The sequence below is a fragment of the Acinetobacter lactucae genome (genome assembly GCF_013344765.1).
GTDB classification, from domain to species: Bacteria; Pseudomonadota; Gammaproteobacteria; order Pseudomonadales; family Moraxellaceae; genus Acinetobacter; species Acinetobacter lactucae_A.
Map to the genome: position 1 here is coordinate 1 of NZ_JABVBF010000093.1, position 13,596 is coordinate 13,596.

General features: G+C 40.2%; 13 protein-coding genes. 8 read left to right on the forward strand and 5 right to left on the reverse strand.

Features of this window, described 5'->3' with window-relative positions; translation table 11 throughout:
- Positions 1 to 69 precede the first annotated feature (69 nt).
- On the forward strand, positions 70 to 633 hold the full coding sequence (locus HUN22_RS10600; protein ID WP_174728924.1) for a DUF4256 domain-containing protein: 564 nt from the start codon (positions 70 to 72) through the stop codon (positions 631 to 633).
- A gap of 136 nt (positions 634 to 769) precedes the next feature.
- Complete coding sequence (locus HUN22_RS10605) at positions 770 to 1,933, forward strand: acyl-CoA dehydrogenase family protein (protein ID WP_174728926.1); 1,164 nt, start codon at positions 770 to 772, stop codon at positions 1,931 to 1,933.
- A gap of 43 nt (positions 1,934 to 1,976) precedes the next feature.
- Here HUN22_RS10605 and HUN22_RS10610 read toward each other — a convergent pair whose 3' ends face one another.
- Positions 1,977 to 2,477, reverse strand: a complete 501-nt coding sequence (locus HUN22_RS10610) for a GNAT family N-acetyltransferase (RefSeq protein ID WP_174728928.1) — start codon at positions 2,475 to 2,477, stop codon at positions 1,977 to 1,979.
- Positions 2,474 to 3,073 carry a TetR/AcrR family transcriptional regulator gene (locus tag HUN22_RS10615; protein WP_174728930.1) on the reverse strand — a complete coding sequence of 200 codons (600 nt, stop codon included), beginning with the start codon at positions 3,071 to 3,073 and terminating at the stop codon, positions 2,474 to 2,476. The genes HUN22_RS10610 and HUN22_RS10615 overlap by 4 nt, the downstream gene beginning before the upstream one ends.
- Positions 3,074 to 3,260: 187 nt before the next feature.
- Between HUN22_RS10615 and HUN22_RS10620 the strand changes: the two genes are divergently transcribed.
- The 6 genes from HUN22_RS10620 to HUN22_RS10645 are packed head-to-tail and all read left to right on the forward strand — an operon-like array spanning position 3,261 to position 11,590.
- Complete coding sequence (locus HUN22_RS10620; RefSeq protein WP_174728932.1) at positions 3,261 to 5,066, forward strand: acyclic terpene utilization AtuA family protein; 1,806 nt, start codon at positions 3,261 to 3,263, stop codon at positions 5,064 to 5,066.
- Positions 5,067 to 5,086: 20 nt separating this feature from the next.
- The gene (locus HUN22_RS10625; protein ID WP_217485515.1) at positions 5,087 to 5,968 is read left to right on the forward strand and encodes an SDR family oxidoreductase; all 882 of its coding nucleotides are present in this window, start codon (positions 5,087 to 5,089) and stop codon (positions 5,966 to 5,968) included.
- A gap of 2 nt (positions 5,969 to 5,970) precedes the next feature.
- Complete coding sequence (locus HUN22_RS10630) at positions 5,971 to 7,584, forward strand: acyl-CoA carboxylase subunit beta (RefSeq protein ID WP_174728937.1); 1,614 nt, start codon at positions 5,971 to 5,973, stop codon at positions 7,582 to 7,584.
- A gap of 42 nt (positions 7,585 to 7,626) precedes the next feature.
- On the forward strand, positions 7,627 to 8,784 hold the full coding sequence (locus tag HUN22_RS10635) for an acyl-CoA dehydrogenase family protein (RefSeq protein WP_174728940.1): 1,158 nt from the start codon (positions 7,627 to 7,629) through the stop codon (positions 8,782 to 8,784).
- A gap of 10 nt (positions 8,785 to 8,794) precedes the next feature.
- Complete coding sequence (locus HUN22_RS10640) at positions 8,795 to 9,631, forward strand: enoyl-CoA hydratase/isomerase family protein (RefSeq protein WP_174728943.1); 837 nt, start codon at positions 8,795 to 8,797, stop codon at positions 9,629 to 9,631.
- Between the two features lie 18 nt (positions 9,632 to 9,649).
- Positions 9,650 to 11,590, forward strand: a complete 1,941-nt coding sequence (locus HUN22_RS10645) for an acetyl/propionyl/methylcrotonyl-CoA carboxylase subunit alpha (protein ID WP_174728946.1) — start codon at positions 9,650 to 9,652, stop codon at positions 11,588 to 11,590.
- A 49-nt stretch (positions 11,591 to 11,639) separates the two neighbouring features.
- Here the strand turns inward: HUN22_RS10645 and HUN22_RS10650 are convergent, their stop codons facing one another.
- The 3 genes from HUN22_RS10650 to HUN22_RS10660 are packed head-to-tail and all read right to left on the reverse strand — an operon-like array spanning position 11,640 to position 13,586.
- Positions 11,640 to 12,059: a roadblock/LC7 domain-containing protein gene (locus tag HUN22_RS10650; protein ID WP_174728949.1), complete on the reverse strand. Its 420-nt coding sequence runs from the start codon at positions 12,057 to 12,059 to the stop codon at positions 11,640 to 11,642.
- A complete protein-coding gene (locus HUN22_RS10655; protein WP_174728952.1) occupies positions 12,052 to 12,612 on the reverse strand; it encodes a GTP-binding protein in 561 nt (186 codons plus the stop codon). Before HUN22_RS10655 ends, HUN22_RS10650 begins: the two co-directional genes overlap by 8 nt.
- Before the next feature lie 8 nt (positions 12,613 to 12,620).
- Positions 12,621 to 13,586, reverse strand: coding sequence for a hypothetical protein (locus HUN22_RS10660; RefSeq protein WP_174728956.1), 966 nt, complete (start codon positions 13,584 to 13,586; stop codon positions 12,621 to 12,623).
- Positions 13,587 to 13,596: the final 10 nt, after the last annotated feature.

The following is a 13,596-nucleotide window of genomic DNA, read 5'->3' on the forward strand; positions in this document are numbered from 1 at the left end:
GATATTGATATTAAATAAAATAAATTATTTTGATGGACGTTCAGTTTAAGAAATATAAGGATTTATTACATGACAACTAAAAACCAATTAGCTCCAAAACAAATAGAGATTTTAATTGAGCTATTAAAAAATAGGTTTGAAAAAAATTTACATCGCCATAAAGAAATTGATTGGATAAATGTACGAGCTAAATTAATAAAACTGCCTGAAAAACTATGGTCATTGCAAGAAATGGAGAATACTGGAGGAGAACCTGATGTTATTGCTTATGATGAGCAGAAAGACGAATATCTGTTCGTAGATTGCTCTGCTGAGACACCAAAAGGCCGTAGAAGTCTTTGTTATGATCGAGAGGCTTTGGAGGCTAGAAAAGATCATCCTCCTAAAAATAGTGCAATTGATGCGGCTAAAGAAATGGGAGCTGAACTTCTCACTGAAGAGCAATACCAAGAATTACAAAAGTTAGGAGAGTTTGATCTTAAAACATCAAGTTGGCTCAAAACCCCAGATGAGATTCGTCGGTTAGAGGGAGCTATTTTCGCTGATCGTCGCTATGGTCGAGTCTTCATTTATCACAATGGAGCACAATCCTATTATGCTGCTCGGGGATTTCGGTGCTGTCTAAGAGTATAGATTTCACAGTTTCATAAGAATTGCTAGGTTTGATGTTTTATGCCAAGAAATTGGAGGTTCTTGCAACTTTTGATTGACGACAAACATGACAAGATAGGTTCTGGAATTAAATAAAAACATCAGGACATCTGTAAAAATGCAACCAAACCCAATTTACTATAATGAACAACATATTGCTTTTGCTGATAATGTTCGTCGATTTGTACAAAAAGAAATGGCCCCTTTCGTTAATGAATGGGATGAGGCTGAGACATTTCCGAGAGAACTATACCAAAAGGCTGCTGAAATTGGTTTATTGGGTTTAGGGTTTGCTGAGGAATATGGCGGTATTCCTGATGCAGATCCATTTTATTCGTTATTGGCTGGCATAGAAATGGCAAAAGCGGGTTCGGGTGGAGTACATATTTCACTCATGGTACATACTATTGGCGCCCCACCGATTCAGCATTTTGGTAGTGAAAAATTAAAAGCTAAAGTTTTACCAAAGATTATTTCTGGAGAAAAAATTTCAGCGTTGGCGATTACAGAACCGGGTGGTGGTTCTGATGTGGCTGCATTACAAACGAAAGCTGTTCGTGATGGTGATTATTATATTGTTTCAGGCGAAAAGACATTTATTACATCGGGAATTCGTGCAGATTACTATACAGTTGCAGTGCGTACAGATCCGACTAAAACGGGTGCAGAAGGTATTTCAATGTTATTAGTTGATGCTCACAGTGAAGGAATTACTAAAACACCTTTAAAAAAAATGGGATGGTGGGCTTCAGATACGGCGCATTTGCATTTTGACCAAGTACGAGTACCTGTATCAAATCTACTTGGTAAAGAGAATGCTGGTTTTAAAGTAATTATGAATAACTTTAATATGGAGCGGTTCTTCTTGGGAGTAGTGGCTTATGGGTATGCATTAGTCTGTTACGAAGAAGCTTTAGAGTGGGCGCAACAACGGAAAACTTTTGGTAAGCGATTAGTTGATCATCAAGTGGTCCGTCATAAATTGGTAGATATGGCAACGCAATTAACCTCAACACGCGCATTACTTGAAGAAACTGCATGGAAAATGACTCAGCCGAAGTTACAAGGACCTGAGTTGGTGGCACAAATTTCAATGCTCAAAAATGTTGCGACTCGCACTATGCAATTTTGTGCTGATGCAGCGGTACAAACATTAGGTGGTATGGGCTTTATGCGAGGTACCAAATCTGAACGTATTTACCGTGAAGTGAAAGTTAATATGATTGGCGGTGGTGCTGAGGAAATTATGAAAGATTTGATTAGTAAGCAGTTGGGTTATTGATTTTTGAGTATGTTTTGATTGTATAAACCATCTCATTTAGAGTTTACTGAGATGGTTCTATCCACTTCTCATTTAAAATTGCCCAACGTTCATGATCTTTCCATGTTCTTCCTCCAATTCGAAGATATTGTCGAGAAAAACCTTCTTTAATGAAACCTGCTTTGGCAACTAGTTGAATCGAGATAATATTGTCAGGTTGTATATTGGCTTCTAACCTATGCAAATTTAAATTTTCAAATGCCTCTTTGAGTAATAACTTTAGACCATGCTTCATATAGCCATGACCTTGATAGGGATGAAATGCTTCATAACCTAAATAGGCTGAATGAAAGTGACCGCGGATAATATTCGAAATATGAAATGTCCCGACAATTGAATGGCTTTCAATTAAGCAAACAAAATAACGATGTTCTTGTTCTAAATATGTTTGAAAGTTAGCTGGAGGATAAGTCCAAGGCTGATGCAATTGAACACTACGTTTATAAGCTTCTTGAATTTCAGCTAAGTCATTTATATGAGGTTTACGTAAGTAGACAGAACTCATTTCAAAGCCATTTCCCAAACCATTTCCGTTAACTCATCAATTTTGACTTGACCCTCAGATTTATACCAAGTTACGGTCCATGAAATCGCACCACCAACTAATCGTCGCCAAATAAAAGCATCATGTTTTATCTTGCCTTGAATGCGTAACTTTTCAATAATATCTAACCAGATTTGCTCATATTCATTACGCATTTTCAAAAGGTAATCTTGTTTTTCTTTTGACAGCGCAAACCACTCATACACCAAAACAGCCATGGCTGCGCCAGTATCTCCAGTAATTGAAATAAGTTCTGCTTTAATAAGAGCTCGTAATTGGTGTTCTGGATCTGTAGATTGAGCAGCTGCATCTTCTAAACGAGCAAGATTGTAAATGATAGTTTGCTCCATGACGTGAGCGAGGATGTCATCTTTGCTTTTGAAGTGATGAAATAAGCTTCCCGATTGAATTCCAATAAATTGAGCAAGTTCACGTACAGTGGTTTTGTCATAGCCTTGTTTGTGAAATAGATAGGCTGCCCCCTGTAATAAACGGCCACGCGGACTATCATCAAAGCAAGAAATATTTGGAATTTGTTCAATTGAAGTAGCAATCATGCGAAAGCCGAATCCTTTATATAAAAATATTTAACGAAAAAAATTTTGCTAAATCTCACCATGTTTTAGGCAGGTTGTCGAGTTTGGCAGTTTTAGTCAATTTCACAATAACATTTTGCCCTTTACAAACCAAGCGCTTGCTTGGTAATGTTGAGTGTAATTTTTAAACAAAATAATGAGAAATAAGATGGCAAGTAATCAGCAGGCTGATAAGTGTGTCGTAAAAATCGGTTGTGCCTCAGGTTTTTGGGGGGATACTAATACTGCTGCTTTTCAATTGGTAAATTTAACCGATATTAATTATTTGGTTTTTGACTATTTGTCTGAGATCACCATGTCGATTATGACAAAAGCGAAGATGGTGGAACCAAAGCATGGCTATGCATTGGATTTTGTCAGCCGAGTGATGGCACCTCTACTTAAAAAAATTGCAGAAAAAAAGATTAAGGTAATTAGTAATGCAGGTGGGGTAAATCCGCTTGCTTGCAGGGATGCTTTGCAAAAAATAATTAGTGAATATAGTTTAAACCTAAAAGTGGCTGTGGTCTTGGGTGATGATCTTTTAGCACAACATGAGCAACTCAAGCAGCAAAATATTCAGGAAATGTTTAGCGGTGAAGCTTTGCCAGAACAGGTGGCGAGTAGTAATGCTTATTTAGGGGCAGTGGCTATTCGTGATGCCTTAGACTTAGGCGCCGATATTGTGATTACTGGCCGCGTGGTTGACTCTGCTGTGGTACTCGCTCCTTTACTTCATGAATATCAATGGTCTTTAGATGACTACGATAAGTTGGCGCAAGGTTCATTGGCAGGACATGTCATTGAATGTGGTGCGCAATGTACAGGCGGTAATTTTACCGATTGGCGCTTAGTGCAAGGCTTCGACAATATGGGTTTTCCAGTGGTTGAAGTCAGTGAGGACGGCTCATTTGTAGTCACTAAACCGCAAGGTACAGGTGGTCTGGTTTCTATTGCAACGGTTGCTGAGCAAATTGTCTATGAAATTGGTAATCCTCAAGCCTATTTACTACCCGACGTAATTGCTGATTTCAGTCAGGTGCATTTAGAACAAGTCGGTGAGCATCGAGTCCGTGTGACGGGTGCAATAGGACAAGCACCGACTGTTCAATATAAAGTCAGTGCGACCTATCCTGATGGATATCGGGTTTTAGTAAGTTTTTTAATTGCAGGTCGTGAGGCACCACAAAAAGCTCAAGTCATTGCCGATGCGATTTTAACTAAATGTGAGCGTGTGCTGGCCATGCGTTTGGCACCTCCTTTTAGTGAAAAGTCTGTTGAAATTTTAGGCATCGAAAGTACTTATGGCGCACATGCCCAAGCATTAAATAGCCGCGAAGTGGTCGTCAAAATAGCTGTAACACACATGTTTAAAGAAGCTTGTATGTTCTTTGCATCTGAAATTGCACAGGCTTCAACAGGAATGGCTCCAGCCTTAGCGGGAATCGTTGGAGGACGGCCTAAGGCATCTCCAGTGATTAAGTTATTTTCATTTTTAATTGATAAAAATCAGGTCAATGTGGAAGTTGATTTTGATGGGAAACGCTATCCTGTTGAAATTCCTGAAGGGTCTTCTGCTCAGCAATTAAATACCTTTGCAGCAGGTGAAACAGCAATTTATCAAGGGAATGAAATTGAAGTTCCTTTGATTGAAATTGCGCATGCTCGTAGTGGAGATAAAGGTAATCATAGCAATATTGGGGTCATTGCGCGTAAAGCAGAATATTTACCTTGGGTTCGTGCAGCACTGACTGAACAAGCTGTTGCAAGCTATATGCAGCATGTCTTGGATGCAGAGAAAGGGCGAGTAATTCGTTATGAGTTAGCGGGTTTAAATGCACTGAATTTTATGTTGGAGAATGCCTTGGGTGGCGGTGGTGTTGCAAGCTTACGTATTGATCCACAAGGTAAAGCATTTGCACAACAATTATTGGATATGCCTGTAAAAATTCCGGCACATCTTTTAGAAAAATAAAATGAATGGATGAAACAAAGATGAGTTATCAATCAATTTTTAGACCAGATGCTTTTGCTAATAAAGTCATTATTGTGACAGGTGGCGGCTCAGGAATTGGTCGTTGTACTGCACATGAGCTTGCTGCCCTTGGTGCTCAAGTGGTGATTACAGGACGCAAAATTGAGAAATTAGAGAAAGTAAGCAAAGAAATTATAGAAGATGGTGGTCAGATTCATTTCATTGTTTGTGATAACCGTGAAGAAGAACAAGTGAAAAATATGATTGCCGAAGTGATTGAGAAATTCGGCAAACTCGATGGTCTGGTAAATAATGCGGGTGGACAGTTCCCGTCAGCTTTAGAGAATATTTCGGCAAATGGTTTTGATGCAGTCGTGCGTAATAATCTGCATTCAACTTTCTATTTAATGCGTGAAGCTTATAACCAATGGATGGCAAAACATGGTGGCAGTATTGTCAATATGACTGCTGATATGTGGGGCGGCATGCCGGGAATGGGGCATTCTGGTGCTGCGCGTTCAGGGGTGGATAATCTCACCAAAACGGCATCGGTCGAATGGGGGAAATCTGGCGTTCGTGTAAATGCAGTTGCACCAGGATGGATTGTCTCATCTGGTATGGATAATTATAGCGGTGATTTTGCCAAAGTGATTATCCCAAGTCTTGCTGGCAATGTACCTCTAAAACGTATGGGAACCGAGTCAGAAGTGTCATCGGCAATTTGTTATTTACTGTCCGATGCTGCTGCTTTTGTGTCGGGTGTGACATTGCGTATCGATGGTGCTGCATCACAAGGCACACGCATGTATCCACTAGCTGATGCGACAAATAGTCAGTCCTATAATGGTTTCCATCGCGCGTTTATTCCTGAAATTTTTAAAAAACAGACTGAGGAGGAATAACGATGACAATTCTTCCATCAGAGATTGCAGTAGGCAGTGAACAGTATCAAAAAAATAAAGAAGCACTACTTGGTCAGTTAAGTGAAGTCCGTGCAATTCAGCAAAAAAGTATTGATAAATCGTATGCTGCCAAACCAAAATTCGATAAAAAAGGCAAAATCTTGCCGCATGAACGGGTGCGGTTGTTACTTGATGCTAATTCTCCTTTTGTTGAGCTGTGTGGCTTGGTTGGCTACAACATGCATGATGATAAAGATGGTTCAGAAGCTGGCGGTGGGGTAATTGCTGGCATTGGTTTTGTCAGTGGTGTGCGTTGTCTAGTATCTGCAAGTAATAGTGCGATTAAAGGTGGGACCATGTCCCCTATGGGGGTACAAAAAACTTTGCGTTTGCAAAAAATTGCCTTAGAACAAAAACTCCCGCTGATTACGCTGACTGAAAGTGGCGGTGCCAACTTAAATTATGCAGCTGAAGTATTTACTTATGGCGGTATGACCTTTGCCAATCAGGCACGACTTTCTGCGGCGGGTATTCCTCAACTTGCAGTGGTGCATGGTAATGCAACGGCAGGTGGTGCTTATCAACCCGGTCTTTCAGATTATGTCATTGCCGTGCGTAAGCAAACAGAGATGTTGCTTGCAGGTCCACCTTTACTTTTGGCTGCCACGGGCGAAGTGGCAACAGCTGAGGAGTTGGGTGGGGCAGAAATGCATGCACAGATTGCTGGAACAGCAGAATATCTGGCTGAAAATGATGCTGATGGGATTCGGCTGGCACGTGAAATTTTTGAACACCTGAACTGGAAGGAGCAAATCAAGCCAGTTGAAACGACTTATAAAGAACCTCGTTACGATACTGAGGAACTGTTGGGTGTTATTCCAAGTGACCCTAAACAACCATTTGATATGAAAGAAGTGGTTGCTCGTATTATTGACGATTCGGATTTTCTAGAATTTAAACAGGAATATGATGATTTAACGGTATGTGGTTGGGCAAAAATTGGTGGCTTGCATATCGGTATTATTACCAATAATGGTCCGATTACGCCCCAAGGGGCGGCGAAGGCAGCTCAGTTTATTCATCTGTGTGAACAGACCAAGCGTCCGTTATTGTTCTTGCATAATACTACAGGCTTTATGGTGGGAACTGATGCCGAACAAAATGGCATTATTAAGCACGGCTCGAAACTAATTCAGGCAGTTGCCAATTGTACTGTACCTAAAATTTCAATTGTCGTGGCCGGCTCATATGGAGCTGGCAACTATGCGATGTGCGGACGTAGTTTATCGCCAGACTTTATTTTTGCTTGGCCGAATTCGCATGTAGCGGTAATGGGTGCTGCTCAGGCTGGAAAAGTCTTACGTATTGTGGCCGAAGGTAAGCAAAAAGCTTCAGGTCAGGAGCCTAATCCACAAATGCTCGATTTTCTGGAGCAAAGTACAGCCATGAAATTAGAGCAGAAATCTACCGCACTTTTCAATACGGCCATGCTACATGATGACGGCATTATTGACCCGCGAGATACACGGAAATTATTAATTTTCCTTTTACAAACCATTTATGAAGCCCAGCAACGAGAGCTAAATCCAACTCGTTTTGGTGTGTCTCGTTTTTAATCAACCTTTACCGCAATTAAAAAAATTAATAGGAATAACACCATGAAATTTACTGCCGAACATGAAGCATTGCGCCGTACAGCTCGCCAATTTGTTCAAAATGAGCTGAATCCACATATTCCTGAATGGGAGGCCGCGGGACATTTCCCAATTCACGACGTATTTAAGAAAATGGGTGATCTTGGTTTATTAGGAATTTGTAAGCCAGAAGAAAATGGTGGTTTGGCTTTAGATTATTCTTATAACCTTGTGGTCGCAGAAGAAATTGGATATGCGGCTTGTGGCGGGGTGCCTTTGGCGATTGGTGTGCAAACCGATATGGCAACACCAGCTTTGGCCCGTTTTGGTAGTAAAGAATTACGTGATGAGTTTTTAACACCAGCGATTGCCGGGGAGTATGTGGCATCAATTGCGGTATCAGAAGTGCATGCCGGTTCTGATGTGGCGGCTATTAAAACCACAGCTAAAAAAGATGGCGATGACTACGTTATTAACGGCAGCAAAATGTGGATTACCAACTCATTACAAGCTGACTTCTTTTGTCTTTTAGCCAACACGTCTGATGATAAGCCCCACGTTAATAAGTCGATGATTATTGTGCCGGCGAAAACTAAAGGAATTAGTTTTTCAGAGCCACTCAATAAATTAGGTATGCGTTCAACGACCACAGCACAAGTTTATTTAGACAATGTACGTGTACCTCAGCGTAACTTGGTTGGCGTTGAAGGTATGGGCTTCATGATGCAGATGATGCAATTTCAGGAAGAACGTTTATGGGCATGTGCCAATGCGATTGGTGGCTTGCAGCATTGTATTCAGCAAACGATTAATTACACCAAAGAGCGAACCACTTTTGGTCAGCCTCTCATTAATAACCAATATATTCATTTCCGATTTGCTGAACTCATGACTGAAGTGGAAGCACTCAAAGCATTGACTTATCAAGCTTGCGAACAGCATATCGCGGGGGAGGATGTCACTATGTTAGCATCTATGGCAAAGCTCAAAGCTGGACGTTTAACCCGTGAAGTTGCCGATAATTGTCTGCAATATTGGGGTGGTAACGGCTTTATGTGGGATAACCCTGCATCACAGCTGTACCGTGATGGTCGGTTAGGGTCTATTGGTGGTGGGGCAGATGAGATTATGTTGGGGATTATCTGCAAATTAATGGATATTTTGCCAAGAAAACAAAAATAAGGAGTAGGTCATGACGCTTTCGACATCTCTACAAGCTTTAGATATTGATGACAGTATTCAATTGGAACAAGACGGCAGTATTTTATACCTTTGGTTAAATAGACCGGAGAGTCGTAATGCCATGAATTTGAATATGGTCAATGCGATTCAACAAGTTTTTACTGCCATTCGTGATGATCTTTCAATTCGTGCGGTGATTATCCGTGGTGAAGGCGGATCTTTTTGTTCAGGTGGTGACATTAAAGACATGGCTGCTTTACGCGTTGAAGCGACCAATGTCGGTACCTTGCAACCTTATGCTGATTTTAACCGCCGTTTTGGTGCCATGCTTGAGCAAGTTGATGCAGCCCCGCAAACAGTTGTGGTGATTTTAGAAGGCGCTGTTTTAGGTGGTGGTTTTGGTCTGGTATGTGTTTCAGATGTTGCCATTAGCCGTGACAATGCCCAGTTTGGTTTACCTGAAACAGGACTTGGCGTGATTCCTGCGCAGATTGCACCTTTTGTGGTGAAACGTATTGGTCTGACTCAGGCACGTCGATTAGCTTTGCTCGGCATGCGTTTTGAAGGTCATACCGCACTTAGTGCTGGAGTGGTTCATCAAATTGCGCATAATGAAATTGAGCTTGAACAAGCTTTACAGGAAACCATTCAACACATTAAACGAGCAGCTCCCCAAGCTTCGCGTGAGACTAAAGCGCTGTTACATAGAACACTTAATGAACCTTTGAATGGTTTACTAGATGATGCTGCACAGCAGTTTGCCCAAGCCATTGGTGGAGCTGAAGGACAAGAAGGAACGATGGCTTTTATCCAAAAACGGTTGCCGAATTGGGCCGATGAGTCATAAAAGATAAGGATAAAAATAATGAAATTTTCAAAATTACTAGTTGCCAATCGGGGTGAAATTGCAGTTCGAGTTATGCAAACAGCCAAAGCAATGGGCTATCAAACTGTAGCGGTCTATTCTGATGCAGACCGCAATGCTCGCCATGTGCAAGAAGCTGATGAAGCTGTTTACATTGGTGCTTCAAAAGTATCTGAATCATATCTTTCAATTACCAAAATAATAGATGCATGCAAAAAAACAGGTGCTGATGCTGTACATCCGGGTTATGGTTTTTTGTCAGAAAATACTGATTTTGCTCAGGCATGTATCGATAACCAGATTACGTTTATTGGCCCAACAGCTTCTGCAATTGAGTTAATGGGCAGTAAGCGACTCTCAAAAATTGCCATGATTGAGGCGGGTGTTCCTTGTGTACCGGGTTATGAAGGCGATCATCAAGACCTTGAATATTTAGCGACACAAGCCGAGCAGATTGGTTTTCCTATTATGGTCAAAGCCTCAGCGGGCGGCGGTGGTCGCGGAATGCGTTTGGTACAGCAGTCATCCGAATTAGTTGATGCATTGCAAACCGCACGTTCCGAAGCTGAAAATGCCTTTGGTTCAGGCGAGCTTATTTTAGAGAAAGCAGTCATTGCTCCACGCCATGTCGAAATTCAGGTTTTTGGCGATATACACGGCAATTATGTTTATTTGTTTGAGCGTGATTGTTCGATCCAACGTCGTCACCAAAAGGTCGTTGAAGAGGCGCCGTGTCCAGTGATGACTCACGAACTGCGTCAACAAATGGGCGAGGCTGCTGTAGCCGCGGCTAAAGCATGTGCTTACGTAGGTGCGGGAACTGTTGAGTTTTTGCTTGATGCATCGGGTGCATTCTATTTTTTAGAAATGAATACCCGTTTGCAAGTAGAGCATCCAGTCACCGAACTCATTACAGGTTTAGATTTAGTTGAGTGGCAGTTGCGTGTTGCCAATGGTGAACAGTTACCCTTGCAACAACATGAGTTAACCTTAACTGGGCATGCAATTGAAGTGCGCTTGTATGCAGAAGATCCACGGCAAGATTTCTTACCACAAACAGGTCAAGTTCTGCGTTGGCAGCCAGCAACTTTGCCAAATGTGCGAATAGATCATGGGATGTTAGCAGCTGATGAGGTTAGTCCATTTTACGATCCGATGGTAGCGAAAGTAATTGCATACGGTAAAACCCGTGAGGATGCGATTCGCTTACTCGCTCGTGCTGTGAATGATTGTGTTTTGCTAGGTGTAAATAGCAATAAACAGTTTTTGGTCAATTTACTGCGTCATCCAATTGTTGTTGCAGGAGATACTAATACTGCGTTCATTCAACAGTATTTTCAAAATGATGTCAGTTTACATAAGCAGGTTCTAACTTTAGAAACTTTAGCGATTGCTGCGGCATTATTTAGCCAAAGCAGTAGTACTGTAGTGTGGCAAACTGGGTTAGGAGTGCCATTACCATTAAAGCTTAAATATGATGATCAACAAATTCAATTACAGCTTTCATCGGTAAATAACACGTTTACGGTACAGCTCTGCGATCAATCAGTTTGTCTTGAAGTGCTTGAAAGAACTGCAGAACAGTTGATTTATTTAATTGATGGTGTACGTCGCCGTGTTCAATATGTATTGGAGGTTGATCAGCTTTATTTAGATCAAGATAATGGCAATATTGCGATTAGTAATGTGACTTATGCTGCGCCCGAAACTGCTGATGTGGCCGGTGATGGCAAAATTCGTGCGCCAATGGATGGTGCTGTAGTCAATATCTTGGTTAATAAAGGCGATCAAGTGGTGAAAGGTCAAACTCTATTAGTTCTTGAAGCCATGAAAATTCAGCAGCAGATTAAGTCTGATGTTGATGGAGTGGTTGATGATGTTTTAGGTCAGCAAGGCCAGCAAGTAAAAAAACGGCAAATACTATTTAGTATTCAAATTTAAAAAAATACCGCTCTATATGAGCGGTATTTTTTTAGTAGAGAATTATGATCTATTCTCCATCTGCCTCAGCAATCAACTGACTTGCTTTTTTCAGGCTATACAGTAGTTGCCCCAAAAGAACCTCTTTATTACTTAAGGTGACCATGACCATCGGATGATGAACAGCAGGAATAGCTGTCAAAATAGCTTTGCCATTATCTGCGTCTAGTGTAATGTTATTACAGCCTGTGAGTTGAATCTCTTTTAAAAATGCAGTCACCATTGCCAAAATTGAACTGCTGACAGCTGCCAATTTAGTGGTGTTGTGGTAGTTTTTATGGCTCACTGTGGCTAATTCAAAACCATCTGAAGAGCAAATCATCACGAAATCTACACCGCGTGTATTCATTAAAATATTATGAGCTTCACTTTTTGCGAGTTGTAGCAATTGCGTTGGTGCTGTTCGTTTTTGAGCTGGGATACTAAGCATGATTATTCCCCTTTGATAATGCCCCGACCTTAACTTCAAGTGATGCAATTAATGACTCAACCATCATTAATATTTGTTCTTCCTCGCGTGCATCAATAAAAAACAATGGATAAGTTAGTGCATTTGCTTGTATCCAATGACGATATTGTTGAAGTGACGATTTTTTATTCTCATCAACATGAGTAATACCAATTGCAATATTATCATTATATTTTTTAAAGGTTTCTAAGTAGCTTTCTAGCTCGTCAATCGGATTAGGACTATTGTGATCTAATAATAAAATAACGCCGATTGCACCTTCACAAATGACAGACCAGATAAAATCAAAACGACTTTGTCCTGGTGTTCCATATAATCCAATTTTGATGCCATCATCTAGAGTAATTTCACCATAATCAATGCCTACAGTGGTCTGGGTTTTCTGGTGACTCTGAACATCTGTGTTGAATGCTTCTGTTTCCAGAATTGGAATCTCAGATAGCGATTTAATCGCTTCTGTTTTTCCTGCCCCCATACTGCCTGCAAAGACAATTTTATATTGCTGTATAATCATACCTTCCCTTAAAGACCAAAACGTCGTCTAATCTTCCCTATAAAATTTTTAAAAAAATGATTGTCTATATTTGAATTTTCAAAATGAGAGCTTGGTGCGTAAGAGCATTTATTCGCAGAAACAAATCTTCCGTTATTTGCCATTACACAAGCCGTAACGAAGCGTAAGACATCGTCGATTGATACGTTGAGTTGTTTAGCAACATCAGTAATTTTTGCGCCTTGTATAAAACATGCAGAGAGTAGTAGGCTTATTTTTCTATATTCTTTTTGATAGGGCTGCGGCCAATGATCGATTTTGAAGTAACCATCAACTGAAGCTAAATTTTCAAAGTCTTTTGAACACCAAATTAGGTTCCATAACCAGTCTTGTAAGTAATAACTTTTTTTACGAGAAACCTTAGTAAAATCCGATGTTTTAGCAAAAGTAAAGTTAAAGCTCATATTGGTATGTGCTTTTTGACGAGAGGGTTCTATCCAAGCAAGTTGGATCCTGTTATCAATAATGGCTAAGGTGCCTTTCTCATCAAATAAATGTAATTTAGTATTTTCTGGGTTATGCAAATTTCTTATAAACTGCCAATTTATGAGAGGTATTTCATTTGATAAAGCTGAGGCAGAACTAATAGCAGTAGATTTTAAAGAAGTTAGTAAATTTTTTTGTAGCCAAGACAAAAGATGCTCTGATTTATCTAAGGGGAAGTGTAGGGTGTGTTCATTTATACTCTTTCCATTTTCTGATGATGTTTTGGTGACTTTTAAACAAGGAATTTTTTTCTTTTGAAGAATATTCTGAATATTATCTGCCTCAAAAAAGTTTTCATTAATAATTAATAAATCAATATTATTATTGGAAATATTAACCCAGTTAATACCGTATTGCTCAGGTATTAAATCGCGAATTAATATTTTTAATTCATCTGAAACTTTTAGGCTTAAACCGGAAACTGCAATATTTACACAATGACTATCCATAGTATCATTT